Origin of the sequence: Microbispora sp. CSR-4 (assembly GCF_008033685.1) — a bacterium.
GTDB lineage: Bacteria > Actinomycetota > Actinomycetes > Streptosporangiales > Streptosporangiaceae > Microbispora.
This window is the reverse complement of record NZ_VJVX01000018.1, coordinates 42,154-68,476: the sequence shown is the minus strand read 5'-3', so window position 1 is coordinate 68,476 and position 26,323 is coordinate 42,154. Positions and strand designations below refer to the sequence as shown.

25 protein-coding genes are annotated in these 26,323 nt (G+C 72.8%); 16 read left to right on the top strand and 9 right to left on the bottom strand.

The window, feature by feature from the left end; translation table 11 throughout:
* Positions 1–79: 79 nt before the first annotated feature.
* The 3 genes from FLV34_RS15760 (at position 80) to mgrA (ending at position 4,133) form a co-directional block, all read left to right on the top strand.
* Positions 80–2,215, top strand: coding sequence for a glycogen debranching N-terminal domain-containing protein (locus FLV34_RS15760; RefSeq protein ID WP_260617139.1), 2,136 nt, complete (start codon positions 80–82; stop codon positions 2,213–2,215).
* Between the two features lie 58 nt (positions 2,216–2,273).
* On the top strand, positions 2,274–2,903 hold the full coding sequence (locus FLV34_RS15755) for an alpha-ketoglutarate-dependent dioxygenase AlkB (protein ID WP_142645939.1): 630 nt from the start codon (positions 2,274–2,276) through the stop codon (positions 2,901–2,903).
* A 234-nt stretch (positions 2,904–3,137) separates the two neighbouring features.
* Positions 3,138–4,133 carry an L-glyceraldehyde 3-phosphate reductase gene (mgrA, locus tag FLV34_RS15750; protein ID WP_147943443.1) on the top strand — a complete coding sequence of 332 codons (996 nt, stop codon included), beginning with the start codon at positions 3,138–3,140 and terminating at the stop codon, positions 4,131–4,133.
* A 45-nt stretch (positions 4,134–4,178) separates the two neighbouring features.
* Here the strand turns inward: mgrA and FLV34_RS15745 are convergent, their stop codons facing one another.
* From FLV34_RS15745 to FLV34_RS15735, 3 genes are read right to left on the bottom strand one after another with little or no spacing between them, the layout of a single operon-like run.
* On the bottom strand, positions 4,179–5,042 hold the full coding sequence (locus FLV34_RS15745; protein ID WP_168065698.1) for an NAD(+)/NADH kinase: 864 nt from the start codon (positions 5,040–5,042) through the stop codon (positions 4,179–4,181).
* A 31-nt stretch (positions 5,043–5,073) separates the two neighbouring features.
* Positions 5,074–6,522: an ATP-binding protein gene (locus FLV34_RS15740; protein WP_142645937.1), complete on the bottom strand. Its 1,449-nt coding sequence runs from the start codon at positions 6,520–6,522 to the stop codon at positions 5,074–5,076.
* Positions 6,519–8,177, bottom strand: a complete 1,659-nt coding sequence (locus FLV34_RS15735) for an FAD-dependent oxidoreductase (RefSeq protein ID WP_142645936.1) — start codon at positions 8,175–8,177, stop codon at positions 6,519–6,521. The genes FLV34_RS15740 and FLV34_RS15735 overlap by 4 nt, the downstream gene beginning before the upstream one ends.
* A 131-nt stretch (positions 8,178–8,308) precedes the next feature.
* Between FLV34_RS15735 and FLV34_RS15730 the strand changes: the two genes are divergently transcribed.
* Positions 8,309–9,001, top strand: a complete 693-nt coding sequence (locus FLV34_RS15730) for a CBS domain-containing protein (protein ID WP_142645935.1) — start codon at positions 8,309–8,311, stop codon at positions 8,999–9,001.
* Positions 8,998–9,477: an HPP family protein gene (locus FLV34_RS15725; RefSeq protein WP_147943442.1), complete on the top strand. Its 480-nt coding sequence runs from the start codon at positions 8,998–9,000 to the stop codon at positions 9,475–9,477. Before FLV34_RS15730 ends, FLV34_RS15725 begins: the two co-directional genes overlap by 4 nt.
* A 16-nt stretch (positions 9,478–9,493) precedes the next feature.
* Here the strand turns inward: FLV34_RS15725 and FLV34_RS15720 are convergent, their stop codons facing one another.
* Complete coding sequence (locus FLV34_RS15720; RefSeq protein WP_142645933.1) at positions 9,494–10,498, bottom strand: zinc-binding alcohol dehydrogenase family protein; 1,005 nt, start codon at positions 10,496–10,498, stop codon at positions 9,494–9,496.
* Positions 10,498–10,926: a pyridoxamine 5'-phosphate oxidase family protein gene (locus FLV34_RS15715; protein ID WP_142645932.1), complete on the bottom strand. Its 429-nt coding sequence runs from the start codon at positions 10,924–10,926 to the stop codon at positions 10,498–10,500. The genes FLV34_RS15720 and FLV34_RS15715 overlap by 1 nt, the downstream gene beginning before the upstream one ends.
* Positions 10,927–11,099: 173 nt before the next feature.
* On the opposite strand from FLV34_RS15715, the gene FLV34_RS15710 reads away from it, so the two are divergent.
* From FLV34_RS15710 to FLV34_RS42470, 8 genes are all read left to right on the top strand, one after another.
* Positions 11,100–11,507, top strand: a complete 408-nt coding sequence (locus FLV34_RS15710; protein ID WP_142645931.1) for a VOC family protein — start codon at positions 11,100–11,102, stop codon at positions 11,505–11,507.
* Between the two features lie 93 nt (positions 11,508–11,600).
* Positions 11,601–11,780, top strand: coding sequence for a hypothetical protein (locus tag FLV34_RS15705; RefSeq protein ID WP_142645930.1), 180 nt, complete (start codon positions 11,601–11,603; stop codon positions 11,778–11,780).
* Between the two features lie 5 nt (positions 11,781–11,785).
* Positions 11,786–12,121 (top strand): helix-turn-helix transcriptional regulator, encoded by a 336-nt coding sequence (locus FLV34_RS15700; protein ID WP_142645929.1) that lies wholly within the window; start codon positions 11,786–11,788, stop codon positions 12,119–12,121.
* Positions 12,118–13,839: a SulP family inorganic anion transporter gene (locus tag FLV34_RS15695; RefSeq protein WP_260617138.1), complete on the top strand. Its 1,722-nt coding sequence runs from the start codon at positions 12,118–12,120 to the stop codon at positions 13,837–13,839. The genes FLV34_RS15700 and FLV34_RS15695 overlap by 4 nt, the downstream gene beginning before the upstream one ends.
* A gap of 81 nt (positions 13,840–13,920) precedes the next feature.
* Positions 13,921–15,246: a lanthionine synthetase LanC family protein gene (locus FLV34_RS15690; protein ID WP_142645928.1), complete on the top strand. Its 1,326-nt coding sequence runs from the start codon at positions 13,921–13,923 to the stop codon at positions 15,244–15,246.
* A 226-nt stretch (positions 15,247–15,472) separates the two neighbouring features.
* Positions 15,473–16,096 carry a YHS domain protein gene (locus FLV34_RS15685; RefSeq protein ID WP_142645927.1) on the top strand — a complete coding sequence of 208 codons (624 nt, stop codon included), beginning with the start codon at positions 15,473–15,475 and terminating at the stop codon, positions 16,094–16,096.
* A gap of 177 nt (positions 16,097–16,273) precedes the next feature.
* Positions 16,274–17,842 (top strand): cellulose binding domain-containing protein, encoded by a 1,569-nt coding sequence (locus FLV34_RS15680; RefSeq protein ID WP_147943441.1) that lies wholly within the window; start codon positions 16,274–16,276, stop codon positions 17,840–17,842.
* A gap of 205 nt (positions 17,843–18,047) precedes the next feature.
* Positions 18,048–19,235 (top strand): hypothetical protein, encoded by a 1,188-nt coding sequence (locus FLV34_RS42470; protein WP_261985790.1) that lies wholly within the window; start codon positions 18,048–18,050, stop codon positions 19,233–19,235.
* A 39-nt stretch (positions 19,236–19,274) separates the two neighbouring features.
* Here FLV34_RS42470 and secA2 read toward each other — a convergent pair whose 3' ends face one another.
* Positions 19,275–21,542: an accessory Sec system translocase SecA2 gene (secA2, locus tag FLV34_RS15670; protein ID WP_261985789.1), complete on the bottom strand. Its 2,268-nt coding sequence runs from the start codon at positions 21,540–21,542 to the stop codon at positions 19,275–19,277.
* A 128-nt stretch (positions 21,543–21,670) separates the two neighbouring features.
* On the opposite strand from secA2, the gene FLV34_RS15665 reads away from it, so the two are divergent.
* Positions 21,671–22,027, top strand: coding sequence for a VOC family protein (locus tag FLV34_RS15665; RefSeq protein WP_142645924.1), 357 nt, complete (start codon positions 21,671–21,673; stop codon positions 22,025–22,027).
* 289 nt (positions 22,028–22,316) lie between these two features.
* Positions 22,317–23,204 carry a DMT family transporter gene (locus FLV34_RS15660; RefSeq protein ID WP_142645923.1) on the top strand — a complete coding sequence of 296 codons (888 nt, stop codon included), beginning with the start codon at positions 22,317–22,319 and terminating at the stop codon, positions 23,202–23,204.
* A 107-nt stretch (positions 23,205–23,311) separates the two neighbouring features.
* Here the strand turns inward: FLV34_RS15660 and FLV34_RS15655 are convergent, their stop codons facing one another.
* A complete protein-coding gene (locus tag FLV34_RS15655) occupies positions 23,312–24,523 on the bottom strand; it encodes an FAD-dependent monooxygenase (protein WP_147943439.1) in 1,212 nt (403 codons plus the stop codon).
* Between the two features lie 68 nt (positions 24,524–24,591).
* Here FLV34_RS15655 and FLV34_RS15650 point away from each other — a divergent pair, with 68 nt between their 5' ends.
* Positions 24,592–25,176: a TetR/AcrR family transcriptional regulator gene (locus FLV34_RS15650; RefSeq protein WP_142645921.1), complete on the top strand. Its 585-nt coding sequence runs from the start codon at positions 24,592–24,594 to the stop codon at positions 25,174–25,176.
* A 34-nt stretch (positions 25,177–25,210) separates the two neighbouring features.
* On the opposite strand, the gene FLV34_RS15645 is transcribed toward FLV34_RS15650, so the two are convergent.
* On the bottom strand, positions 25,211–25,711 hold the full coding sequence (locus FLV34_RS15645) for a dihydrofolate reductase family protein (RefSeq protein ID WP_261985794.1): 501 nt from the start codon (positions 25,709–25,711) through the stop codon (positions 25,211–25,213).
* Complete coding sequence (locus FLV34_RS15640; RefSeq protein ID WP_142645919.1) at positions 25,674–26,255, bottom strand: GNAT family N-acetyltransferase; 582 nt, start codon at positions 26,253–26,255, stop codon at positions 25,674–25,676. Before FLV34_RS15640 ends, FLV34_RS15645 begins: the two co-directional genes overlap by 38 nt.
* Positions 26,256–26,323 lie beyond the last annotated feature (68 nt).

The following is a 26,323-nucleotide window of genomic DNA, read 5'->3' as shown; positions in this document are numbered from 1 at the left end:
GAATGTTTCGCAATGTGCACCCCCGGCGACCACATGTCAAGGTCAAGGCCGGGGCGATTCGATCCAGGAGGGCCCCTCGGTGCTCGTCGGAGCCACGCCCGGTCCGGGCGGCGAGTTCGCCGCCGGTGCGGCGTACCGCCTGCAACCACCGCTGCACGAGCTGGTCAGCACCGTCATGGCGCCGACCGGAGCGCTGAGCGGCGCTGACGGCCAGATCCGCCCCTTCGGCGTCCAGGGGCTCTTCCACGCCGACCATCGGGCGCTGTCGCAGGCGACGCTGCTCGTGAACGGCCGCGAGCCCGAGGCCATCGGCCACGTGCACGAGGAGGCCGGGCGCACCCGGTTCGTCTCGCTCGCCCGCTGGCTCGGCGACCCCCAGCCCGACCCCACGGTGCGTCTCGAACGCGTACGGGAGGTCGGCGCGCGCGGCATGAGCGAGCGTGTGGAGATCACCTCCACCGCCACGGTGGCCGTGATCGCGTCGGTCACCGTCGAGCTGGGCTGCGACTTCGCGCCGATCGAGGTGGTCAAGTCGGGCGGCGACATCGTCCCCGCCGAGCCCGACGGCCCGGACCCGGCTCGTACGGACGGCGCGGGCCGCGGCGGCCTGTCGTGGCGGAGCGGCGGCATCCGCGTCACGGCCGCGGGCGAGGACGCCCGCGCGGAGACCGGCGGCGGCGCGCGGCTGCGCTGGGAGCTGAGCCTGCCCCCGGGCGGGACGGCGACGCTGCGCTGGGAGGTCGTCGTGGACGACCCCGCCGCCGTCGTCGTCACCCCGGCCAGGGCGCTGGAGTGGAGCAAACCCGAGGTCACCGCAGCCGACCGGCGGCTGACCCGGCTGCTGCACCAGTCGCTCGAAGACCTGCGGTCGCTGCGGCTGGCGGAGACCGGCGCGCCCGAGGACACCTTCCTCGGCGCGGGGGTGCCGTGGTTCCTCACGCTCTTCGGGCGCGACAGCCTGTGGGCCGCCCGGATGCTGCTGCCGCTCGGCACCGACCTCGCCGCCGGCACGCTGCGGGTGCTCGCCCGCCGGCAGGGCACGCGGGTGGACCCGGCCTCGGGCGAGGCGCCGGGCAAGATCATGCACGAGCTGCGGCGGCGCGAGTTCACCGTCGAGGGCAACGGCCTGCGGCTGCCCGCGGCCTACTACGGCACGATCGACGCCACGCCGCTGTGGATCAGCCTCCTGCACGACGCCTGGCGGTGGGGGATGCCCGAGCGCGAGGTCGCGGCGCTGCTGCCGCACATGGAGGCCGCGCTCGGCTGGCTCGCGGACTTCGCCGACCCCGACGGCGACGGGTTCGTGGAATACATCGACACCTCCGAGCGGGGCCTGGCCAACCAGGGCTGGAAGGACTCCGGCGACTCCATCCGGTTCCGCGACGGGAGCCAGGCCAAGCCGCCGATCGCGCTGGTGGAGGTGCAGGGCTACGCGTACGAGGCGGCCAGGAACGCCGCGTCGCTGCTGGAGGCGTTCGGCCGTCCCGGCGCCGCGCGGTGGAACGCGCACGCCGACGCGCTGTCGGAGCGGTTCCGCGCCCGGTTCTGGGTGGACGGCCCGAACGGCCGCTTCCCCGCGCTCGCGCTCGACATCGACAAGCGGCCGGTGGACGCGCTGACCAGCAACATCGGCCACCTCCTCGGCACCGGCCTGTTGTCGGAGGCGGAGTCGGCCCAGGTCGCGGACCTGCTGGCCGGCCCGGCGATGAGCGGCGGCTACGGGCTGCGCACGATGTCGTCCGGCGACGGCGGCTTCAGCCCGCTGTCCTATCACTGCGGCTCGATCTGGGCGCACGACACGGCGATCGTGCTCGGCGGGCTGGCCAGGGCCGGGTTCGCGGCACAGGCGGCCGGGCTCGCCGAAGGGCTGCTCGCCGCCGGGGAGGCGTTCGGCTACCGGCTGCCCGAGCTGTACGCCGGGGACGGCGCCGGCCCGCACCCTGCCTTCGGCAGGCCCATGCCCTACCCGGCGGCCTGCCGTCCCCAGGCGTGGTCGGCCGCCGCGGCGGTGGCGATCACCCACGCGGCGCTGGGCCTCTATCCCGACGTGCCGGCCGGGCGGGTGCTGCTGCGGCCCATGGCCGGGGCGCCCCTCGGCGCGGTGTCGGCCCGGGGACTGCGGGTGGCGGGCGCGGAGGTGAGCGTCGCCGTGGACGCGGCGGGCCGCGCCACCGTCACCGGCCTGCCGCCGGGCCTCGACCTCGACGTACGCTGACGAACCCGGCCCTCGGCTCCCGACATGATCGAATGCATGTTTGAATATGCTGGTAGCCATGACGGCTTTCCAGGCTTCGTTGCTCGACTGGGGCGAGGACGTTCATGTCGGCGAGCTGGGCTCGTCCGTGCGCCGCACTCTCCTGGAGCGCGGCGCCTGGATCGACGTGCGGCCCCACTGGATCGAGGGGGCCGACGCGCTCTTCGAACGCCTGCTTGAGGCGGTGCCCTGGCACGCCGAGCGCAGGCACATGTACGACCGGGTCGTGGACGTGCCGCGCCTGCTGAAGTTCTACGAGGAGGACGAGGAGCTGCCCGACCCGGTGCTGGTGCAGGCGAGGGACGCGCTCAACGCCCACTACGAGGAGGAGCTCGGCGAGCCGTTCCGTACGGCCGGCATGTGCCTCTATCGCGACGGCAGGGACAGCGTCGCCTGGCACGGCGACACCATCGGGCGGGGGAGCACGCACGACACGATGGTCGCGATCGTGTCGGTCGGCACCCCGCGCCCGCTGCTGCTGCGCCCCCGCGGCGGGGGAGGCCCGGCGCTGCGGCACGAGCTGGGCCACGGCGACCTCATCGTCATGGGCGGGAGCTGCCAGCGCACCTGGGAGCACGCGATCCCCAAGTCGGCGAAGGTGACCGGCGCCCGCATCAGCGTGCAGTTCCGCCCGCGCGGCGTGCGCTGAGCACGGGCCGGGGGCACTGGGCCGGGGGCACTGGGCAGGGGGCCGGTGGGCAGGGGGCACTGGGCCGGGGCCGGTGGGCAGAGCGCGGTGGGCAGAGCGCGGTGGGCAGAGCGCGGTGGGCAGAGCGCGGTGGGCAGGGGGCGGTGGGCCAGCCTTGAGCACGTGCGGTTAGCTGGTAGTCCTTGAGTAAGGCCGCGGCAAAGGACCGGCCCAGTCGCGCAAGAAAGGCCACGGATGACCCCGCACCCCTACGTCCCCGCCCCCGCTCGATACGACGACATGCGGTATCGGCGCAGCGGAAGGAGTGGCGTGCTGCTTCCCGAGATCTCCCTCGGGCTGTGGCACAACTTCGGCGACGGCCACCCGCTCGACGTGCAGCGCGCCGTCCTGCGCCGTGCCTTCGACCTCGGCATCACCCACTTCGACCTGGCCAACAACTACGGCCCGCCGTACGGCTCGGCGGAGGAGAACTTCGGCCGCCACCTGCGCGCGGACTTCCGGTCCTACCGCGACGAGCTGTTCATCTCGACCAAGGCGGGCTACGACATGTGGCCCGGGCCGTACGGCGAGTGGGGGTCGCGCAAGTATCTGCTGGCGAGCCTCGACCGGTCGCTGAGCCGGATGGGCCTCGACTACGTCGACGTCTTCTACTCCCACCGGCCCGACCCGGACACCCCGATCGAGGAGACGATGGGCGCCCTCGACACGGCGGTGCGCTCCGGCAAGGCGCTCTATGTAGGCATCTCGAACTACTCGGCGGAGCAGACCGAGCGGGCCGCCGCCGTGCTGCGCGAGCTGGGCACGCCGCTGCTGATCCACCAGCCGCGCTACTCCATGCTCGACCGCTGGGTCGAGGACGGCCTGCTGGACACGCTGGAGCGGGCCGGGGCGGGGTGCATCGCCTACTCGCCGCTCGCGCAGGGCCTGCTCACCGGCCGCTACCTCGACGGCGCGGTGCCGGCGGACTCCCGGATGGCGATCGGCCACTTCCTGAAGCGCGACCGGCTCACCCCCGAGCTGCTGGAGACCCTGCGCGGCCTCAACAAGATCGCCCAGGAGCGCGGTCAGTCGCTCGCGCAGCTCGCGCTCGCGTGGATCCTGCGCGACCAGCGGGTCACGTCCGTGCTGATCGGGGCGAGCTCGGTCACCCAGCTCGAGCAGAACGTCGCGGCCCTGGACGCGCCGGCGCTCACCGCCGAGGAGCTGGCCGCGATCGAGAGCCTGCTATAACCCTCCCGACGTGTTGTCCGGGGCGGCACACCCGTGCCGGCCCGGTCAGTCGGCCTCGGCACTGCCGTTCACGCGGAGCTTGCGGCGGGCTCGCTCGTAGAAGGTCGTCGTGCCGAGCCGCACCACGCGGGCGGCGGCGCGCAGCGCGGTCACCGTGAGCCGGTCGCCGGGACACAGGTGGCCGCCGATGGTGCCGTCGACCTCCAGCGCGAGCTGTCCGCTGGTCGGGAGCACGTCGAGCGTCACCTCCTCGTCGGCCGACAGGACCAGCGCCCGGTTGAACGCCGAGTGGGCGGCGGCCGGGACGACGAGGAAACCCTCGACCGTGGGGGAGACGATCGGGCCACCCGCCGAGAAGTTGTACGCGGTGGAGCCGGTCGAGGTGGAGACGATCACGGCGTCGGCGGAGTAGCGGACGAACGGCTCGCCGTAGACCGAGACGGACACCGCGGCGAGCCCGTCGCCGGGGATGCGGACGAGGGCGATGTCGTTGAACGCGGTCACCATCCGGCCGTCGTGGCTCGTCGCCCGGACGGCCATGCGCGGCTCGACCGTGTATCTGTGCTCGTCGATCGCCGACAGCGCGGGGGCCAGCTCGTCCACGTCGATCTCGGCGAGGAAGCCGAGCCGTCCCAGGTTGACCCCGAGGACGGGGGTCGGCCGCCCGGCGATCAGGCGCATCGTGCGCAGCATCGTGCCGTCGCCGCCGAGGCTGACGAGGAGGTCGGACCGCTTCACCAGCGTCTGGGCGTCCACCGCGATGGCGCTGCAGTCGATGCGCCCGACCTCGTCGGGCAGCCCCAGCACCGCGCAGTCCCGCTTGCGCGCCCACTCGACGATCGTCTCGATCGCCTCCCTGGAGTCGCGCTGCGGGTGCAGGACGAGACCCACGGTGCTGACCATGCCCATGCCCACACTGTACGGGGCCGTGTGGGCGGCTCTACCGAACGGCCTCCGGGGCCGCCTGGTCCAGCGGAAGGTAGACCCGGAACCGGGTGTCGCCGGGCTGTGAGTCCACCCGGATGTCCCCGTGGTGCTTGTTGACCACGATCCGATAGGAGATGTCCAGGCCCAGGCCGGTGCCCTCACCGACGGGCTTGGTGGTGAAGAACGGCTCGAAGATGCGGGGCCGGACCTCGGGCGAGATGCCGGTGCCGGTGTCGCCGACCTCGACGACCAGGTGGCCGTCCTTGCGCCGGGTGCGGAGGGTCAGCGTGCCCGTGCCGTTCATCGCGCCGAGCGCGTTGTCGATCAGGTTGGTCCACACCTGGTTGAGCTCGGCGGCGTACGCCGGGATGAGCGGCAGCGACCGGTCGTAGTCCTTGACCGTGTGGACGCCCCCGGGGATCTTGCCCTGCATCATGGTCAACGTGGCGTCGAGCAGGTCGTGCACGTCGACCGTCTGGTACGGGGCGCGGTCGAGCTGGGAGTACTGCTTGGCAGCGGCGACCAGGCCCGAGATCCGGTTGACCGCGTCGTCGATCTCGCACATCAGCAGCTCGGCGTCCACCGTGTAGGTGAGCCATCGGATCGCGGACTCCAGGTTCTCCTCGCCCACCGCTCCGGCGATCTGGTCGAGCCAGCTCGCGTCGAGGCCACCGGCCACCAGCGTCGCCGCCAGGTCCCAGCTGCCGACGATGTCGTGGTCGTCCAGCCAGTCGGCGACCGCGTCCTCGGCGTCGGAGCGCGCCAGCGGCGTGAGGTCGGGGGCGGAGGCCGACCGCTTGACCGCGTTCTCCTGGAGCTCCACCAGGTCGTGCAGCTGACTGCCGTCCAGCCGCCCGTCGGCGATCATGGCGAGCTTGTGCCGCATGCCCGCCACCCGCTCGCGCAGCGCCGACGTCGCCCGTACGGCGGCGGCGGCCGGGTTGTTCAGCTCGTGGGTCAGTCCGGCCGACAGCGAGCCGAGCGCGAGCAGCCGCTCCCGTTCGCTGACGATCGTCTGGCTGGTGCGCATGCCGAGGAACAACCCCTCCAGCAGGTGCATCGCCATCGGGAACCACTCGCGCACGCATTCGGCGATCACCTCGGCCGGCAGCACGAAGAACTCGGCGTCGGTGACCGCGGTCAGCGAGTTCAGGTAGAGCTGGGAGAACTCGCCGGAGATGTACGCCTGGGTGGCGCCGGCGTACACGCCGCGCTGGCTGGTGCGGCTCACCTCGACGTCGTCGCCCTGCACCCGCCTGCTCATCGCGACCGTGCCGTTCAGCAGCACGAAGAAGCAGGTGGCGGGGTCGCCCTCCGGGTAGACGAGGGTGCCGGCGAGCCGTCGCTCGACCCGCCCCGCCTCCGACAGCCGGGCGAGCTGCGCGTCGTCCAGCGCCTCGAACAGGAACAGCGTGCGCAGCTCGTCGGGGGGCAGCGTCGGCTCATGGGGATGGTCGGTCATGGAGTCTCCAGATAACGGTGAACGAGTGAGACCGCCATGGCGCCCTCACCCACGGCCGAGGCGACGCGCTTGACCGACCCGGCCCGCACGTCGCCCGCCGCGAAGACGCCGGGCATGCTCGACTCCAGGTGATAGGGGTCCCTGGACAGTGTCCACCCGGCCGGGCGGCGGCCGTCGGCGAGCAGGTCGGAGCCGGTCAGCACATAGCCGCCGGCGTCGCGGGCGACCACGTCGCCGAGCCAGTCGGTGCGCGGCTCCGCCCCGATGAAGACGAACAGCCACGACGCCGGCACGGTGGTCGTCCGGCCGGTCGTCCCGTCGCACAGGGTCAGGCGCTCCAGATGGTCGCGGCCCTCGCCGGCGACCACCTGCGTACACGGATGGACCTCGATCGAGGGGATGGCCTCGATCTGATCGATCAAATAGCGCGACATCGACCGGGTGAGGTCCTCGCCCCGGATGAGGACGTGCACCTTGCGGGCGTAGCGGGAGAAGTGCACCGCCGCCTGCCCGGCCGAGTTGGCCCCGCCGACGATGTAGACCTCTTCCCCGGCGCAGCTCGGGGCCTCGGTGGCGGCCGCGCCGTAGAAGACGCCCCGGCCGGTCAGGTCGGCCAGGCCGGGCGCGTTCAGGAGCCGGTATGACACGCCGGTCGCCAGCACGACCGTGTGCGCCGTCACGGCGGTGCCGTCGCCGAAGTGCAGCAGGGTCGCCGAACCGCTCCGTTCGAGGCCGACGACCTCGCGGGCGGTGAGCAGCTCGGTGTTGAACTTCAGCGCCTGCCTGCGGGCGCGGTCGGTGAGCTGGGCGCCGGAGACCCCGTCGGGAAAGCCCAGGTAGTTCTCGATCCGGCTGCTCTGCCCGGCCTGGCCGCCGGTGGCCCGCTGCTCCACGAGCAGGGTGCGCAGTCCCTCGGACGCGCCATAGACGGCGGCGCCGAGGCCGGCGGGTCCCGCGCCGATCACGGCGAGGTCGTAGAGATCCGAGGCGGGGGTGGTGGCCATACCCACGTGCGCGGCGAGGTCGGCCTCCGTGGGCCGCGCCAGGGCCTTGCCGTCCGTGGTGATCACCACCGGCACGTCCGCCTCGCTCATCCCGGCGGCGGCCAGCAGGCGGGTGCCCTCGGCCTCGTCGGCCCGCAGCCAGCGGTACGGCACGAGGTTGCGGGCGAGGAAGTCGCGCACCGCGAACGAGTGCGCCGACCAGCGGTGCCCGACGACCTTGGTCTCCGGCATCGTCACGGCGGGCGCGGCGAGCCACGCCTCCAGCAGCGCGTCGAGCACCGGGTAGAGCTTCTCCTCCGGCGGGTTCCACGGCTTGAGCAGGTAGTGGTCGAGATCGACGATGTTGATCGCGTTGATGGCCGCATCGGTGTCCGCGTACGCGGTCAGCAGCACTCTGCGCGCCAGCGGGAAGACGTCCATGGCGGCCTCGAGGAACTCGATGCCGTTCATCTGGGGCATCCGATAGTCGGCCAGGAGGACGGCGACCTGCTCGCCGCGCAGCTTGATCTCGCGCAGCGCGTCGAGCGCGCTGGGGCCGGACTCGGCTCGGATCACCCGGTAGCGGTCGCCGTATCGGCGGCGGATGTCACGAGCCACGGCCCGGGAGACGGACGGGTCGTCATCTACGGTGAGGATCGCGGCATTCTGCACATCTCACACGGTACTGGCGGGTCTTCCCTGATTGGCACCCCTGAGGACATAGGTCCCACGGGAGGGGGACGTTCGCCGGTCGCCCCGCGGCCGGTCGTGGCGAAGGCTGGGGGAGACGAGGGAGGCCCGCCATGCCGATGACCGTGAGCGACGTCATGAACCGGTTCGTCGTCGCCGTCGAGGCGACGGCCTCGTTCGCCGACGTGGTCACCGCGATGTGCCGCTTCCATGTGGGGGCGGTCCCCGTCGTGGACGGGGACCGGCGCGTCATCGGCATGGTGAGCGACAGCGACCTGCTGCTCAAGAGCCTCGACCGGCGACCCGGCGACCTGATCATCGAGGGGCCGTCCCGGTGCAGGGAGCGCAGGAAGGCGAGCGGCCGCACCGCCGCCCAGATCATGACCAGCCCCGCGATCACGGTCACCGAGGACACCACGCTGCGGCGGGCGGCCTGCCTGATGCGCCGCAACAGGATCAAGGAGCTGCCGGTCGTGGACGGCGAGACCGGCCGCATCACCGGACTGGTCAAACAGTCGGACCTGATCAGGGCGTTCTGCCGGCCCGCGGAGGACCTCCGCGACGACGTCATCGCGGTGGTGTCGCGCTACTCCCCGCAGTGTTCCGTACGGGTCGAGGACGGGATCGTCCACCTCGCCGGCAGCGTGGCGCGGCGTCGCCAGGTCCGCGCCCTGATCGATGAGGTCTGGCAGGTGGACGGCGTGGTGGACGTCGACTCCTCCATCACCTACGAGACGGACGACGCGGACCGGGCAGTCCCCGCGGGCGCGCCCCGGTGGACCCCGGAGGGCGGGAAGGACCGATGAGCGTCGAGACGATGACCGCGTCCGACGTGATGACCCGGACGCTCGTCACGGTGGAGCCGGAGGAGTCGCCGCTGATGGCCTGGGAGCTCATGTGGCGGGCAGGCGTCCCCCACCCCCCGGTCGTGGACGCCTGCTTCCGGCTCGTCGGCGTGCTCGGGCGGGAGGACGTCGCCGCGCACTGGTCGGGCGGCCCCGCCGAGCAGTCCCGGACGGCGGTGCGCACGCTCCTGCAGGGGCGGCGCTGTCCCCGGGTCGCCCCGGACGCCCCGCTGCCCGAGGTCGCCGCGCTGATGGCCGACGCCGACTGCTGCGCGGTCCCCGTGCTGGGCCCGGACGACGTCCTGCGGGGCCTGGTCACCACCACCGACGTGCTGATGGCGCTGGCCGGGAGGACGGCGCGGCCGGTCGGCGACCCCACGTACGTGAAGGGCGGCCTGTTCCGCCTGGAGCCGGTGCCGTCCGCGCCCCGTCCATAAGCGTCACCCCTGGCTGTCACCCGTCCATGAGCAGGACCGCCGCCCCCTCCACGCGGTCGGCGGCCAGGTCGGCCAGCGCCCGGTCGGCGGCGGCGAAGGGATAGGGCGTCGTCGTGACCCGCGGGTGGTGGAGGGACGCCAGCCGCAGGAACTCCCGCCCGTCGTCGCGGGTGTTGGCCGTCACGCTGCGCAGCGTCCGCTCCTGGAACAGGTGGCGCTGGTAGTTCAGCACCGGGATGTCGGTGAGGTGGATCCCCGCCACCGCGAGCGTGCCGCCCCGGTCGAGCGCGGCCAGCGCGACCGGCACGAGATCGCCCACCGGGGCGAACAGGATGGCCGCGTCCAGAGGCTCGGGCGGCGGGTCGGCGCTGCCCGCCGCGGAGGCCGCGCCCAGCCGCAGCGCGAGCTCCCTGGCCGCCGCCGACCTCGTCATCACGTGCACGGTCGCGCCCTCGGCGATCGCGATCTGCGCGGTCAGATGGGCCGAGGCGCCGAACCCGTAGACGCCGAGCCGCCCGCCCGGAGGCAGGTCGGCGCGGACCAGCGCGCGATAGCCGATGATCCCCGCGCACAGCAGCGGGGCGAGCGTCTCGGCCGGGACGTCCTCGGGCAGCGGATAGACGTACGCCGCGGGGGCGGTCAGCAGCTCCGCGTATCCGCCGTCGGCGTCCCAGCCCGTGTAGGTGGACTCGGGGCACAGGTTTTCCGCGCCGCGCCGGCAGTAGCGGCACCGCCCGCAGGTCGAGCGCAGCCAGGCCACGCCCACGCGGGCGCCGACCGGCGGCCCCTGCGTGTCCGGGCCGAGCCCGGCCACGCGTCCCACGACCTCGTGCCCGGGAACCGTACGCGGACGCCTCGGGGGGAGATCGCCCTCGGCGAGGTGCAGGTCGGTGCGGCAGACCGCGCACGCCTCGACGCGGATGAGCAGCTCCCCCGGCCCGGGCACGGGGTCCGGCAGCACCGTGCGCTCCAGCGGCCGAGTCGCGACGGGCCCCGGCCGGGCCACGACCCAGGCGTCCATCACGCGTGCGTGATGCGCCGGCCGGTGATCTCGTTGGGCGAGATCCGGATGTAGAGCGGGCGTTCGCCGCCCGCCCACGATTCCACGGCGTCCTTGTTCACGTCGCCCGTGATGTGGTGGGCCCCGCCGCGCACGAGCACGCTCCAGCCCTCGCGGGTGCTCTCGTCGATGTGGTCCACCTCGAAGGCCACCATGAAGTCGGCCCCCTCGATCCCCGTACGCAGGTCGGCGTCCATCGGCCCGCCGAGAGCGGTGCGGAACAGGACGGAGCCCTGCTCGATCGTGTAGTTGACCGGCAGGATCACGGGCCCGGTCGGGTTGTTGAAGGCCACCCTGCCCACGCCGCCCGGAGAGATCAGCCGCAGGCACTCCTCGCGGTCGAGCTTGTCCAGGCGCGGCAGGCCGGCGGGAGCCGTGTCTTCGGTCATTCGGACCTCCACAATGATCCTCAAGGGCGTCGGCGACCACTCTGCCGTTCCCGGCTCCGCGGCGGCACGGACCTCCGTCGTACGACGGAGGGACGAAGTGCCCGGGAAGCCTTGGCCGTCGTTTGCCGCAATTCATCCTTTAACCGCATGCCCCGGATGGGCACGCACGTCACATGGAAGTGCTGAGCAGCCGCATACTCGTGCGATCGGCCGACCGGGCCGAGAGCCGCCGCTTCTACCGCGACGTCCTGGGCCTGGCCGTGAACCGGGAGTTCGGGCCGGCCGAGGACCCCGGGGTGGTGTTCTTCCTGGGGCAGGGGCTCCTGGAGGTCTCCGCGCGTGCCTCCGGCGCGGTGCGGGAGAACGCGACGCTCTGGTTGCAGGTGCGCGACGTCCAGAAGGAGCACGACCGGCTGGTGGAGGCGGGGGTGCGGGTGTCCCGGCCGCCCCGGCTTGAGCCGTGGGGGCTGGTGGAGATGTGGATCGAGGATCCCGACGGCATGCCGATCGTGCTGGTCGAGGTGCCCGCGGGCCACCCGCTGCGGCGCGACCTTCGCTCCTTCGCGCCGCATCCCGCCTGAGCCGGGCACCGGCCCCTCGGGGTGCGGGGCTGTTGAATTGAAGAATTCTTCATATTGCATATGCTTAACTCCGCCGACGGAGGAGAGGACCACATGCAGGAGTTCACGGCGGAGTTGCGTGCCCGGCTCGCGGAGGCGCGCGAGGACCTGCGGCGGGCGCGGGAGAACGGCGACGAGCACGGTGTCCAGGTCGCCTCGGGCCGTCTGGACAACCTGAATCGTCTGGCCGCCGACCACGGCATCAGCGTGGAGACGGCGGGGGAGACCGAGTGAGCCCAATGCCCGTTCCGCTTTATCAGGCCAAGGCCGACTTTTTCCGCACCCTGGGACATCCGGTGCGCATCCGCGTGCTCGAACTGCTGCGGGACGGCCCCCGCCCGGTCCGCGAACTGCTCGCCGAGATCGAGGTGGAGGCGTCGAACCTGTCCCAGCAGCTCGCCGTGCTGCGCCGTACCGGCCTGGTCGGCGCGGTCAGGGAGGGCGGCTCGGTGGTCTACTCCCTCGCCACCCCCGACATCGTGGACCTGCTCGCGGCGGCCCGGCGGATCCTCACCGACATGATCACCGGCCAGGGTGAGCTGCTGGCCGAGCTCCAGGCGGAGGCGGCCGAGTGACCAGCACGGCCAAGCAGTTGTACGACCGGGTCGTGGGCCTGCTGCCCTCGCCCGCCGACTGGCGACCGGCCCGCCGCAGTCCCGGCCGGGACCTGATCGCCGGGCTCACGGTGGCGGTGGTGGCCCTGCCACTCGCGCTGGCCTTCGGGGTCGGCTCCGGGCTTGGCGCGCAGGCCGGCCTCGCGACCGCCGTCGTCGCGGGCGCGGTCGCCGCCGTCTTCGGCGGCAGCAACCTCCAGGTGTCGGGCCCCACGGGGGCCATGACCGTCGTCCTCGTGCCGATCGTGCACAGCCACGGCCCGGGCGGGGTGCTCGCGGTCGGCCTGCTCGCCGGGATCGTGCTCGTCGTCCTGGCGCTGGCCAGGGTCGGCAGGTACGCCCGCTACATGCCGACCCCCGTCATCGAGGGCTTCACGGCGGGCATCGCCGTCGTCATCGCGCTCCAGCAGGTGCCCGCCGCGCTCGGCGTGACCGGCGAGGGCGAACGCGTGTGGCAGGCGGCCGGCGACGCGGTGGCGAACTTCGTGCGCACCCCGCACCCGGCGCCGATCGTGATGGCGCTCGTGGTCGCCGCGATCATGCTGCTGGGCGCGCGGTGGCGGCCCGCGGTGCCGTTCTCGTTCCTCACGGTCGTGGCCGCCACGATCGTGGCCGAGCTCACCGGGCTTGACGTCGCCCGCATCGGAACCCTGCCGGCCGGGCTGCCCGCGCCGACGGTGAGCTTCCTCGACCTGGGCTCCGTCACCTCGCTGCTCCCCGCGGCCCTCGCCGTGGCCGCCCTCGGCGCGCTGGAAAGCCTGCTGTGCGCCTCCGTCGCCGACGGCATGAGCGTGGGGGAGCGGCACGACCCCGACCGCGAGCTGTTCGGGCAGGGCCTGGCGAACATCGTCTCCCCGCTCTTCGGCGGCATCCCCGCCACCGCCGCGATCGCCCGTACGGCGGTCAACGTCCGCTCGGGCGCGCGCTCGCGCCTGGCCTCCCTCACGCACGCCGTCGTGCTGGCCGTCATCGTGTTCGGCGCGAGCGGCCTCGTCGGGCGGATCCCGCTGGCCGCGCTGGCCGGCGTGCTGCTGGCCACGACGGTCCGCATGGTCGAGGTCGGCTCGCTGCGCGCCATCGCCCGCTCCACCCGGGGCGACGCCGCGGTGATGATCCTCACCTTCGCCGTCACCGTCGCCTTCGACCTCGTCACCGCGGTCGCGGTCGGCGTCGGCGTCGCGATCGTGCTCGCGCTGCGGGCCGTCGCGCGCAGCGCGCAGATCGAGCAGGTCCCGCTGGAGACCGGCGACCACAGCGACGAGGAACGGCGCCTGCTCGCCGAGCACATCGTGGCCTACCGGTTCGACGGCCCGCTGTTCTTCGGCGCGGCCCACCGCTTCCTGCTGGAGCTGTCGGAGGTCGCCGACGTGCGGGTGGTCATCCTGCGGATGTCGCGCGTGTCCACGATCGACGCCACCGGCGCGGGCGTCCTCGGCGACGCGATCACCCGGCTGGAGGGGAGGGGCATCACCGTGCTGCTGTCGGGCATCCGGCCCGGCCACGACGAGGTGCTCGACGGCCTGGGAGTGGCAGGCCACCTCCGCCGCGACGGGCTCGTCTTCCCGGACACGCCGGCCGCGATCGCCCACGCCAGGACGCTGCTGGGACTCCGGCCGGCGCCGTCACCGGCCCCGGTCCCCGAGGCACGTCACCCGGACGTTCCCGCGCGGACGGTGTGATCGGTGCGCGACTGCCCGTAGGCTTCCCAATAGAAGCATGTAAGCCTTAATTTCCTACCAGCTTTGTGGGAGACTGGGGTGATGAGCGCCTGGCCCCGCGAGACACCGGTCACCGCCGCCGTCACGGCCGCGCGCTGGGTGCGGTCGGCGGCGGTGGACGACGACCTCGGACGGCGCTGGCGGGCCAACCCCGATCCCCGGGGGCGGTCGGCCGGAGCCGGTGACGCCTCGTCTCTCTACGCCGGCGCGGCCGGCGTCGTGCTGTTCTTCCTCGAACTCGCCGCCGCCACCGGTCACGAGGCCTACCTGGAGGACGCGCTCGCGGGCGCCCGCAGGCTGGCCGTCACCTGGCCGGAGCAGCGCGACCCGACCTTCTACCACGGGCTCGCCGGTCTGGTCTTCGCCATGGCGGAGACGGGGTGGGCGACGGGCGACGAGGAGGTCTTCGGGGCGGCCCGCGCCGCCGCCGACCGCCTCGTCCGCGACGCCCGCCCGCTCGGCGACGGCATCGGCTGGACCGGTGACCCGGCGCAGCGCGGCGACGGCGGGATCGTGCTCGCGCTGCTGCACGCGGCCGGCATCCTCGGCGTCCCGGCCTACGAGGAGGTGGCGATCGAGGCGGGGCACCGCATCGCGGCGCTCGCCGTCCCGGGGCACCGCTTCGGCGGCGACGCCATCCCCGACCTGCCCGTGGACGCCGTCACGCCCGGGTTCCTGTCCGGCACGGCGGGCACCGCTTTCCTGCTCGCCCGCCTGTACGGCGTGACCCGCGACGAGCGCTTCCTCGAGGCTGCCCGGAGGGGGGCAGGATTCGTCCGCGCGGTCAGCGTGGTCACGGACAGATGCGCGCTCGTGCCGCACCACATCCCGCAGGGGCGGCGGCTCCACTACCTCGGCTTCTGCTCCGGCTCCGCCGGGGTGGCCCGCATGTTCTACGAGCTGCACCGGGTCACCGGAGACCCGGGCGATCTCGACTGGGTGGAGCGGCTCGCGCACGGGATCATGCAGAGCGGCGTGCCCGGGGCCCGGCCCCCGGGGCACTGGGACGTCGCCTGCCTGTGCTGCGGCACCGCCGGGCTGATCGAGTGTTTCGTCGGCCTGTACGCCGCCACGGGGCACGAGCCGTACCTCGGCTTCGCGCGCACGCTCGCGATCGACCTGATCGGGCGCGCGACCGCGGGCGACGAGGCCGGTTTCCGCTGGTATCAGGCATATCGGCGGCTGCGGCCCGGAGAGGTCACGGCCGACACCGGTTACATGGTGGGAGCCGCGGGCATCGGCACCGCCCTGCTGCACCTGGACGCCACGGAGCGCGCCGCCACGCCGCGCCGGCTGATCCTGCTGCCGGACAACCCCTTCCCGGCCATCCCGATCCCGGCCGCCGTCCTGCGCGGCGACCAGGCATAGCCCGGAGCTTCGGGCGGCCGGGCATCAAGGCGACCAGGCGTGAAGGCGGCCGGGCATCAAGGCGACCAGGCACGAAGGCGGCCGGGCTACTCCGTACGGCGTAAGCGCGTCCGCCCGCTGCGCCCGGCGCGGTAGCGGGAAGAGCCCTCCCCGGGGCGACGACGCGGAGGACTCGTCGCGGCAGGCTGTCCACCGAGAGACCCCTCTCGGGAAGGATGGAGCGACGATGTTGTTTGTCGAGTTGCTGGTGCCCAAGGGCATGTTCGACGACTGGGAGCGCCGGGTGCTCGCCGGGCGGCTCACCGCGCGGCGTCTGCTGTCGGCCGGGGACGGCACGACGGCGGCCGCGGACCCCGGCGTGATGGATCTGCTCGACTCGCTCTCCCATGTGGTGGTCCGCGAGGAGGAGGTCTGGGTCGCGGGCGGAACCGCGCTCGACAGCCCGCTCGACGGCTCTCGGGCCCCTTGTTATGTGGTGAACGTCATCGTCGGGCTGTGGGGCAAGGAGATGAGCGAGCACCTCGTCTCCCGGATAACCGCCGAACTCGCGGAGGCGGAGGGCCGCCCCGAGCCGAACGTCGTGGTGAACGTGATCAGCCTCCCGGAGGGCGGCTACGGCCTGCGCGGGCGGGTGTGGCGCTCCTCGGACTTCCTCGCGCTGATCGAGGACTCGAAGACCGGGCCCGCCACGGACGCGCCGGACGGCATGGTCGTCGACCCGGTCTGCGGCGCCACGCTGCCGCTGGACGAGGCGGTCATCCTGGAGCGCGACGGGCGGACCTACGGCTTCTGCTGTCCTCATTGCCGCGGGCACTTCGTCAGGGAGTCGAGCGCCGCGGGGGCGTCCTGACTGGCGGTTCGCCCCGGACGAGGCGCCGGGCCGGAGCCGGACTGAAAATTTCACCTGTTCACGGCGGATACGCCCAGCTCGGCGAGGTGACGCGGGCCACGTTGTTGACTTAACCGGTCAAGTTAACGACGCTTCGCTCCGGTCTTCTATGGCCGCTCTTCTATGGAAGGACGGAGCATGCGACGGAGAGGCGCGATCCTCACCGCACTGGGGCTGCTGGCCGCAGGCGGACTCACCTTCGGCAACCCGCCGGCGGCCCAGGCCGCCGTGGCGTGCACGGTCACCTACACGGCCAATCAGTGGCCGGGTGGCATGTCCGCCAACCTGAGCATCCAGAACCTGGGCGACGCCCTGAGCGACTGGACGCTCACGTTCACGTTCCCCGACAGCGGCCAGAGGGTCACCCAGGGCTGGTCGGCCGACTGGACCCAGTCCGGCGGCAACGTGACCGCGAGGGCCATGGACTGGAACAGGTCCCTGCCCACCGGCGGCTCGGCGAGCATCGGATTCAACGGATCCTGGTCCGGGAGCAACCCGGCGCCGACCGACTTCAAGATCAACGGCGTCGCCTGCAACGGAACCCCGCAGTCGCCCTCGCCCTCACCGTCGCTGTCGCCGTCCGCGCCGCCCTCCCCCTCGCCGTCGCCCTCGCCGTCGCCCTCGCGCCCGCCGAGCCCGTCCCCGTCCCCGTCCCCGTCGCTCTCGCCGTCGACGTCGCCCAGCCCCTCCACGGGAGCGGCGCCGAAGCTGAAGGTGTCGGGCAACAGGATCGTGAACGCCGCGACCGGCACGCCGTACCGGCTGCTGGGCGTCAACCGGTCGGGCGGCGAGTTCATGTGCGTGCAGGCCCGCGGCATCTGGGACGGCCCGGTCGACAACGCGGCGATCGACGCGATGAAGGCGTGGAACGTCCGGGCGGTCCGCGTCCCGCTGAACGAGGAGTGCTGGCTCGGCCTGAGCAACATCCCGTCCGCGTACGGCGGCGCCGCCTACCAGAACGAGGTCAAGTCGTACGTCGACCGGCTGGTCGCCAAGGGCATCACCCCGATCGTCGAGATGCACTGGAACTACGGGCAGTACACCGGCAACTCCTCGGGCTGCTCCGACGTCCACGCCTCCTGCCAGAAGCCGATGCCGGACGCGCAGTACGCCCCGCAGTTCTGGACGGGGGTGGCGAACGCGTTCAAGGGGCGTGACGAGGTCGTGTTCGACCTGTTCAACGAGCCCTATCCGGAGCGTGCGACCGGCAGCGCCTCCTCCGGGTGGGCCTGCTGGCGCGACGGCGGCACCTGCTCCGGCATCCCCTACCAGGTGGCGGGCTTCCAGTCGCTGGTGAACGCGGTGCGGGCCACCGGCGCGACCAACATCATCATGCTCGGCGGCCTGGCCTACTCCAACGACCTGTCCCAATGGCTGCAGTACAAGCCCACGGACCCGCAGGGCAACCTGGCCGCCGCGTGGCACGTGTACAACTTCAACTCCTGCGTGAGCACCTCGTGCTGGGACGGTCAGCTCGCTCCGGTGGCCGCCCAGGTCCCGCTGGTGGCGGGGGAGATCGGTGAGAACACCTGCTCGCACGGCTTCATCGACCAGGTCATGAACTGGTTCGACGCGAAGGGTGCGTCCTATCTGGGCTGGACCTGGAACACCTGGGACTGCTCCACCGGGCCGTCCCTGATCAGCGACTACAACGGCACTCCGACAGGCTTCGGAGCCGGGCTGCGGGCTCGCCTGCTGTCGTCCTGATCCCGATACACGGCGTGCCCTCCTTCCTCGCGGCCCCCCGGGGAAGGGGGGCGCGTCACATCCGACTTTGCCACCTGATGGGCAGTTAGTCCAGAAAGTAAAATTTTCGTCCGAGATGTCGAGATTTGGGGTGTTCTTGGCTTAGTGTCCGGTTACCCAGCCGTGACCAGTCAGGAGATCCCCCATTTCCAGCTACGCGGACCCCATGAACGCCCTGCGGGACCAGGCAAGCCTGGCGAAGGGCGAGACGCACCACGCGGCCACCGTGCCCCAGCATCGGCAGGACGCCCCCGCCCACCTCGCCCCTGAGGCGGGCTCCTCGTACACCGCCGCCGACGCGGGCGCCAGGCCCGCCGTTCCCCCGGTCGGCTGCCCGACCGCCGGAGGCAAGACCGTCCTGTACGTCGGCAAGACGACCGCGTCGTACTTCTGGGACGACGGGTCGGGCGTCAACGGCGACACCGGCGCCCCCGCGTCGGGCGAGCCGATGCAGAAGGGCCTGGCCGCCAGCCCCAGCTGGCCGATGGGAACCAAGGGCTACGTGATCTACCAGGGGAAGAAGGCCGACTTCTTCATCGGCGACCGCGGCCCCGGCATTCCCTCAAGCAGCGGGGTCATGCTCGACCTCGACGGCAAGACGTTCGCCGACCTGACCGGCGGCACCTGGGACACCGGCTCGTACACCGTCGACGACGCGGGCGGGCTCGGCCACATCCCCGTGACGTACGTGATCACCGAGTGGGGCGACGGCCTCGGCAAGACCGGCGCGCCCAGGCCGTTCTCGTCGGGCGCGTACGGGGTCAAGGACCACCCGAAGCCCCCGCCGCCCTGCCCCACCGCGGCTCCCGCCCCCTCCGCGACGCAGGACGCGCAGGACGCGCAGGACTCCGCTCCCGCGCCCGGGGTCAAGGAGAGCCCGGCCCCCGTGGCCTCGTCCTCGTCGGCGCCTGCCGTGCCGGACGCGCCCGCCGAGTCGGCCGTGCCCGTCGCGGCCGCGCCGCCCGCCCCGCCCGCACCATCCGCGCCGTCGGCTCCGCCTCCCGCGGCCGACTCGCCGGGCACGCAGGCCGAGGCCGCCGCAGCCCAGATGTTCCCGCTCTCCGGCGGGGCGGCGGCGAACGCCGGGACCACTCCGGCAACCCTCCAGCAGGTCGCCTCGAAGCCCGTCACGAAGACGGTCACGGAGACCGTGAAGGGGGCGAGGTACGGCGGGGGGATGGCCTCCCCGGCGTTCATCCCGGCGTCGGCCGTGGACGGGCAGGCGGATGAGGCGGTTCCCGCCTTCTCGGTCGCGATCGTGGTGTGCGCGCTCGTCGCCGTGGGCGCCAAGGCCGTGCTGAGCCGTCCCGCCCACGCCGCCGCGCACCACCCGGGCCGCCACCGCAAGCGGTAGGAACGGGGTGCGCGCCGCGGGCCCCCCGGCCCGCGGAGTTCACCGCTTGCGGCGCTTGAGCGCTCCGGCCACGCGCTTGAGCACGCGGTCCCACTCCGAGCCGAACGGATTGTCCTGCACCAGATAGGTCCAGGTGGCCGTGGGCCGCTTGAGACCCTGCTCCGCGAGGTCCCGGGTGACGTCGGCCTTCTCGAAGGTCTCCGTGGACCGCCGCTCGACCTCGTCGAGCATCTCCCGGTAGGCCGGAACGGCCTCGCGGTTGAACTCGTCGAGCGGGTTCAACCGCCCGAGGGCCCGCAGGTGGATGCCCTCGCGGAGGTCGGCGAGGAAGCCGAGGTGCTCGGTCCAGCAGCGGTCGAGGTGATACAGCACGATCTGCCGGGCCGCCCGCTCGACCGCCTCCTCGCCCGCCGCCTCGCACAGCTCGCGGTAGCGCTCCGGGCGGGCCTGCTCCAGGGCCCGCGCCCCGGTGTCGCCGTACAGGACGCGGTCGCGCCGCTCCAGCACCTCCGCCCGCTGGCGCTCCTGCAGCCGCGTGTAGCGCCAGGTGTTGCGGTGGATCTCCAGGTTGACGCCCTCCGCCACGCGCTGGGCGTGCGCCACCAGGGCGGCGGCGTTCGGGTCCCGCACCAGGCCGTCGCGACCGGCCGCGGGCAGCGACTGGTCCGGCGCGTACGCGGTGAGGAGCGTGTCCTCCCCGCTGACGAAGAACACCGAGCCGCCGGGATCGCCCTGCCGTCCGGCGCGGCCCCGCAACTGGTCGTCCAGCCTGCTGCTCTCGTGTCTGCCGGTGCCGATGACGTAGAGCCCGCCGAGCGCGGCGACCTCCCGCTCCTCGTCCGGGTCGCCCGCGCCGAGCCGGATGTCGGTGCCGCGCCCGGCCATCTGCGTGGAGACCGTGATCGCGTCGCGCCGGCCGGCCTTCGCGATGATCTGCGCCTCCTCGGCGTCGTTCTTCGCGTTGAGCACGGCCGCGTCCAGCCCCTTGGCCTTCAGCGCCTCGGCCAGGCGCTCGGACTCGGCGACGTCGAGCGTGCCGACGAGGATCGGCTGCCCGGTGGCGTGCCGGGTCTCGATCTCCTCCAGCAGCGCCCGCTCCTTGTCCTCCAGCGTGGCGAAGATCCGGTCGGGCTCGTCCACCCGTACGCACGGCTTGTTGGGCGGGATGACCGCGACCCTGAGGTCGTAGAACTCGCGCAGCTGCTCGGCGACGGCGATGGCGGTGCCGGTCATGCCGCACACGCGCGGGTAGCGGCGGATGAGGCTCTGCACGGTGAGCGAGTCGAGGATCTCGCCCGTCTCCGACGCCGGCAGGTGCTCCTTGGCCTCGACGGCCGCCTGCAGCCCGTCCGGCCAGCGCTGCAGCACCGCGACCCGGCCGCGCGAGGTGTTGATCAGGTGGACCCGGCCGTCCCTCACGATGTAGTCGACGTCCCTGGTCAGCAGCGCGTGGGCGTGCAGGGCGAGGTTGACCTGGGTCACGACGCCGGGGTGCTCGTAGAGATCGATCCCGAGGGCCTTCTCGACCGTGTCGGTGCCCTTGGGGGTGAGGAAGACGCTGCGCCCCTCCTCGTCGATCGTGTAGTGGTAGCCGCGCGACAGCCGCCGTACGAGCGCCGCCATCTCGGGCAGCGCCGTGCCGGGGTCGGCCGCGCCGGCCAGCACGAGCGGCACGCGGGCCTCGTCCACCAGCACCGAGTCGGCCTCGTCGACCAGGGCGACCTCGGGGGCGGGCACGACCAGCTCGGCCGGGTCGGTGCGCAGGCGGTCGCGCAGCACGTCGAACCCCAGCTCGCTGACGGCGCCGTACGTGACGTCGCAGGCGTAGGCCGCCCTGCGCTCCTCGGGAGAGGAGGTCTCGGCGATCCACCCGGCCGTGAGGCCGAGCGTCTCGTAGAGCGGGCCCATCCACTCGGCGTCGCGGCCGGCGAGGTAGTCGTTGACCGAGACCGCGTGGACCCGGACGCCGCGCAGCGCGAACCCGGCCGCCGTCAGCGCGCCGACGAGCGTCTTGCCCTCGCCGGTGGCCATCTGCACGACATGGCCGTCGAGCATGGCGAGCATGCCCACGAGCTGCACGTCGTACGGCCGCTGGCCGAGCGACCGGCGGGCGGCCTCGCGCATCACCGCGCAGAAGTCGGCGGAGCCGACCCAGCCGGGATCGGCGGTGGCGGGGCGAAGGTCGGCGCGCCGGGCGACCTCGCTCTCCAGCTCGCCCGCCTCGGCCACGATCCGCTGGAAGGGGGCCAGATCGACGCTTCCTGGTTTGTCCAGAAACCGCCTGATCCATTCGCCTACCCGTGCCACATCCGCTCCAACGACTCGCTTGCCGGACTGGTTCCACATGCCCGGTTCATGGTCCCACTACTGGTGCCGAATTCCGCGGCCCGGCTACCTGACACTCCCTGACAGGTATACGCGACAGGATGAGGGCCATGACAACGAAAGCGAAGCTCATCGCCGTGACCCTCGACTGCGCCGAGCCGAAGAAGCTCGCCGAGTTCTACTCGCAGATCACCGGATTCCCCGTGCAGTACGCCGAGGACGAGTACGCCGGGATCGGCGACGGCGCGACGAGCATCTTCTTCCAGCGCGTGCCCGACCGGAAGGCACCCTCCTGGCCCGGGCCGGACAAGCAGTTCCATCTCGACTTCCGGGTGCCCGACGTCGCCAAGGCGGTGGAGGAGTACATCGCTCTCGGAGCGACCAAGCCGGAGTTCCAGCCGGGTGACTGGGTGGTGCTCGCCGACCCGGAGGGCCACCTTTTCTGCGTGTGCCCCGAGAGGTCCTGAAGCAGGCACAGTGTAGGTGACCTCGGGACTCGCCCGCTGCGGCGGTCCTGCTGCCGGCCGGGCTGGGCGACGGCTGAGCTCGGGCCGTCCTGGGATCGATGTGACGACGCGGCGGCGGTGAGCGGTCGGTCCGCCGTCACCCGGCCCCGGGCACGTCGGCGAGGGCGTGGCGGTCAACGGATGCTCGGTGGGGTGCCCGTAAAGCCCCACTTGTGTCGCGGGATCCTGAGGCGCGTGCCGCGTCCCACTAAGCTTGCGTAGTGATTTCTCGACACACCGGCGGGCGCGTATGACCTGGGTGGGAGTGGTGATCGCCCTCGTCGGCGCGCTGGGATACGCCCTGGGCGCGGCGCTGCAGCAGTTCGAAGCGGTGAGCGAGGGGGCGACCCTCGCCCTCGTCAGAAGGCCCCGCTGGTGGATCGGCGGGGTCATCGGTTTCGCCGGGGCGTCCCTGCACGCGGTGGCGCTCAGCGTCGCTCCGCTGGTCGTCGTCCAGCCCGTGAGCGTGGCGACCCTCGTGTTCGCGGTGCCGCTCGCCGCGACGCTGCACGGCAGACGCCCGCGCCGGGCCGAGATCGCCGGGTCGATCGCGGTGGCGGTCGGCCTGCTCGGGCTGATGCTGCTGGTCCCGGCGCACAACGTGACGCCGGTCCTGTCCGACGCGCACGCCCTGGAGCTGATCGGCTGCGTCGCCCTGGTGGTCGCCGTCGCGTTCACCGTGGCCCGCCGGCTCAAGGGCCCGGCCAAGGCGCTGCTGATGGCGGTCGGCGCGGGAGCGGTCACCGCCACCGTGTCCACCTTCGTGCGGGTCGTCGGCGGGGGGCTCCAAGGAGACCTCGGTCACCTGCTCCACTGGTTCACCCTGGCCATCCCGGTGCTGCTGGTCTGCGCCGTGGTGCTGCTCCAGAAGTCGTACGCCGTGGGCTACTTCGGCATCGCCTACGCGGGGGTCCAGGTCGTCGACCCCATCACCTCGGTGACCGCCGGAGCGGTGCTGCTGGGCGAGTCGCTGCCCACGGAAATGAGCAAGGCGATCCCCGCGCTGCTCGCGGCCGGGCTGCTGATCGCCGGGACGATCACGCTCGGCCGTCTCACTCCCGACCATTCCAAGCCCGTCGCCGCACCGGCCGAGCCGGACAGGGTCGGCGACCCGGTGGTCGCGTCCGAGGCCGCCTGACCGCCCGGCCGCCGGTCTCCCGGGCGGCCGGTCTCCTGGGCGGCCGGTTTCCTGGGCGGCCTGTCTCCTTGGTCCACCGGTTTCTTGGGTGGCCGGTCTCCGCGACCTCAGGGCGTCCAGGCGAAGATCTCGTCGCCCTGACGCAGCGCGACGTTGGGCCCCAACCAGCCCGCCGCCCGCATCGCGCCGTCGCGCAGGGCCACGGCCAGCGGGTTGCGCCACCGGGTGAGCCGGCAGATCGCCCGCGACCGCCGCACGATCGGCGTCGTCCGCGCCAGCCGTTCCCGGCTGTAAGCGGCCAATCCCGCCGCCAATCCCGCGGCCAACCCCGCGGACAACCCCGCGGCCAACCCTGCGGGCAGTCCCGTGGCAGGCCCCGCGGCCGGGTCGCCGCCGGGGGAGACCCGATCGGCGAGTACGACGGCGTCCTCCATGGCCTGGCAGGCTCCCTGCCCGAGGTTGGGGGTCATGGGATGGGCGGCGTCGCCCAGCAGCGCGATCCGTCCCCTGTGGAGGGCGGGCAGCGGGACGTCGAGGCTGTGGATGTCGTGGCGGAGCACGGCCGCGGGGTCGGCCGCCTCCAGCAGTGCCGGGATCGGGTCGTGCCAGCGGCCGAACAACCGGAGCAGCTCGTCCCTCTCGTCCGCCGCGCGCAGGCCCGGCGGCACCGTCGCGGTCGCGTAGCAGTACACCTGGCCACCCGCGAGCGGCATGACCCCGAAGATGAGCCCGCGTCCCCATGTTTCGGAGGCTCCCGTCACGCCGGGCAGCGGCACGATCGCCCGCCAGCTCGTCACGCCCGCGTAGACCGGTGCGGGATGCCCGGGGAACAGAGCGGAACGGATCCGGGAACGGATCCCGTCGGCCGCCACGACGAGGTCGGCCTCGAACGCCTCCGCCGTTCCGGCCACGACGACGCGGCCGGTCGCGGGGTCGACGGACTCGACCGGGGTGTTCACCCGCAGGGCGCGGTGCGGCAGGCGTCCGGCGAGGATGCCGACCAGGGCCGAGCGGGTGAGCAGCACGATGGGGTCGCCATATCGGGCGGCGGCGTCCTCGGCGATGGTCCGTGCCAGCCATCGGCCGTCCGGCAGCCGGACGCCGCTCTGCCCCTGGATGGCGGACAGCTTCCGCACCTCGTCGCCGACCCCGATCACGTCGAGCGCCCGCAGCGCGTTGGGTGCGACCGCCAGCCCCGCGCCCACCGGCTCGATCGAGGGGGCCCGTTCCAGGATCGTCACCTCCCAGCCCTTGTGCGCCAGTGCAAGGGCCGCCGTCAGCCCGCCGATGCCCGCCCCGATCACCACCGCGTGTGCCATGCCCGCCTCCTTGTCACTACAGATGTAGTGAATGTACTACACCTGTAGTCCGCCCCTACGATGTGGGGGTGAGCAGTCAGCGTGCGGTCGTCGTCGCGGACGCGGCCATCGCGATCCTGGCCGAGCGGGGGATGCGCGGCCTCACCCATCGGGCGGTGGACGAGGCCGCGGGGCTGCCGCCGGGCTCCACCTCCAACCACGCGCGTACGCGGGCGGCGCTGCTGGAGCTCACGCTGGCCCGGCTCACCGAGCGCGAGGAGGCCGTGTTCGCCGCCGCGATGGCGCCCGCCGGGGACATGCCCGAAGGCGTGGTCGAGGCGGCCCGGCTGGCGGATCTGCTGGCGCGGACGATGCACGCGGCGATCACCGTGCACCGCGAGACCACGATCGCGCGATACGAGCTTGCGCTGGAGGCGACCCGGCGCCCCGAGCTGCGGAAGATATACGACGACGTGGGACGCCGGATCCGGGAGCAGGTCGTCGCGGCGCTGGCCGCCGCCGGCTCGCCCGATCCGGTGCGGCACGGCCGGCAGATGGTCGCCTACATCGAAGGGCTGCTGTTCGACGCGATCGTGGGGGCGGGGGAGGTGCCGACCCTCGACGAGCTCGGCGCCGCCTTCCGGGAGCTGCTCCGCGTCGTCTCGGGCAGGTGAACCCCGGCCGCCCCGTCGAAGTGTCCGTTCGCCGTCAGGCGGGCTGGTAGACGGTGATGACCACTCCCGTCCCGGTCGCCGCCGACTCGACCAGCCGGAAGTCCCGCAGGCCCGAGCCCAGGTCCGAGCCCGAGCCCAGGTCCGAGCCAGCGTCAGGGAACAGCCGGCGGCCGGAGCCGAGCACGAGCGGGTAGACCAGAAGGACCAGCGTGTCGACGAGGTCGAGCGGCAGCAGCGACCGCACCAGAACCCCGCTGCCGAACACCACCAGGTTCTCCGGCAGCTCCTCCTTCAGGCGGCGCACCGCGTCGGCTGCGTCACCTCCGAGGAGCACGGAGTTCTCCCAGGCGAGGGGTTCGGCCAGGGTGGTGGACGCCACGTATTTCCGGGCGCGGGCGAGAGCCTCGCTGAATGGGTTCGGCGGCTGCTTGGGCCAGTAGCCCGCGAACTGCTCGTAGGTCGTCCGCCCGGCCCCGGATCGACACGCGCCGGGGGACTTATTTCCGGGCGGCCAACAGGCGGGCGCGGTGGGCAGGCCACTCGTCGTCGAGGATCGAATAGAGAGGGCTGTCGCGCCAGGTGCCGTCCGCGCGGCGATACTGCCGCCGGAGCACGCCCTCGCGGACGCCGCCGATGCGCTCGATGGCCGCCTGCGACCGCAGGTTGCGGATGTCGGTCTTCAGCACCACGCGGACGAACCCCAGGGCGAAGGCGTGGTCGAGCAGCAGGACCTTGCACTCGGTGTTGACGGCGGTGCGCCAGTAGGCCCTGCCGTACCAGGTGGAGCCGATCTCCACGCTCTCGTCGAAGCCGTCGACCTCCCAGTAGCCGGTCGAGCCGATCGCCTGGCCGGTCTCCTTGAAGACCACCGCGAACTGGGTGGTGCGCGGGTCGGCGATCAGCTTGTCCACGAGGCGGCGCGTGTCGTCCTCGGTGCGCGGTGTGGGCTCCGGCCGGTGCCGCCAGATCTCCTCGTCGGACGCCGCGAGGAACAGGTCGGGCACGTGGCCGGGGGCGAGCGGCTCAAGGCGTACGACGCGGCCGTCGAGCACGACGGGCGCGGGCAACTTCGCGGTCATGCGGCCGACGTTATCGCCGGTCCCGGCGGTGCGCGGATGGCCACTTCGGGCGGAACGGCGAGGACCAC

Coding starts and splice junctions, on each gene's coding strand:
- FLV34_RS15755 (WP_142645939.1), top strand. CDS start 2,274: ATGACGGCTTTCCAGGCTTCGTTGCTCGACTGGGGCGAGGACGTTCAT.
- mgrA (WP_147943443.1), top strand. CDS start 3,138: ATGACCCCGCACCCCTACGTCCCCGCCCCCGCTCGATACGACGACATG.
- FLV34_RS15745 (WP_168065698.1), bottom strand. CDS start 5,042: ATGGGCATGGTCAGCACCGTGGGTCTCGTCCTGCACCCGCAGCGCGAC.
- FLV34_RS15740 (WP_142645937.1), bottom strand. CDS start 6,522: ATGACCGACCATCCCCATGAGCCGACGCTGCCCCCCGACGAGCTGCGC.
- FLV34_RS15730 (WP_142645935.1), top strand. CDS start 8,309: ATGCCGATGACCGTGAGCGACGTCATGAACCGGTTCGTCGTCGCCGTC.
- FLV34_RS15725 (WP_147943442.1), top strand. CDS start 8,998: ATGAGCGTCGAGACGATGACCGCGTCCGACGTGATGACCCGGACGCTC.
- FLV34_RS15720 (WP_142645933.1), bottom strand. CDS start 10,498: ATGGACGCCTGGGTCGTGGCCCGGCCGGGGCCCGTCGCGACTCGGCCG.
- FLV34_RS15715 (WP_142645932.1), bottom strand. CDS start 10,926: ATGACCGAAGACACGGCTCCCGCCGGCCTGCCGCGCCTGGACAAGCTC.
- FLV34_RS15710 (WP_142645931.1), top strand. CDS start 11,100: ATGGAAGTGCTGAGCAGCCGCATACTCGTGCGATCGGCCGACCGGGCC.
- FLV34_RS15705 (WP_142645930.1), top strand. CDS start 11,601: ATGCAGGAGTTCACGGCGGAGTTGCGTGCCCGGCTCGCGGAGGCGCGC.
- FLV34_RS15700 (WP_142645929.1), top strand. CDS start 11,786: ATGCCCGTTCCGCTTTATCAGGCCAAGGCCGACTTTTTCCGCACCCTG.
- FLV34_RS15690 (WP_142645928.1), top strand. CDS start 13,921: ATGAGCGCCTGGCCCCGCGAGACACCGGTCACCGCCGCCGTCACGGCC.
- FLV34_RS15685 (WP_142645927.1), top strand. CDS start 15,473: ATGTTGTTTGTCGAGTTGCTGGTGCCCAAGGGCATGTTCGACGACTGG.
- FLV34_RS15680 (WP_147943441.1), top strand. CDS start 16,274: ATGCGACGGAGAGGCGCGATCCTCACCGCACTGGGGCTGCTGGCCGCA.
- FLV34_RS42470 (WP_261985790.1), top strand. CDS start 18,048: ATGAACGCCCTGCGGGACCAGGCAAGCCTGGCGAAGGGCGAGACGCAC.
- FLV34_RS15665 (WP_142645924.1), top strand. CDS start 21,671: ATGACAACGAAAGCGAAGCTCATCGCCGTGACCCTCGACTGCGCCGAG.
- FLV34_RS15660 (WP_142645923.1), top strand. CDS start 22,317: ATGACCTGGGTGGGAGTGGTGATCGCCCTCGTCGGCGCGCTGGGATAC.
- FLV34_RS15655 (WP_147943439.1), bottom strand. CDS start 24,523: ATGGCACACGCGGTGGTGATCGGGGCGGGCATCGGCGGGCTGACGGCG.
- FLV34_RS15640 (WP_142645919.1), bottom strand. CDS start 26,255: ATGACCGCGAAGTTGCCCGCGCCCGTCGTGCTCGACGGCCGCGTCGTA.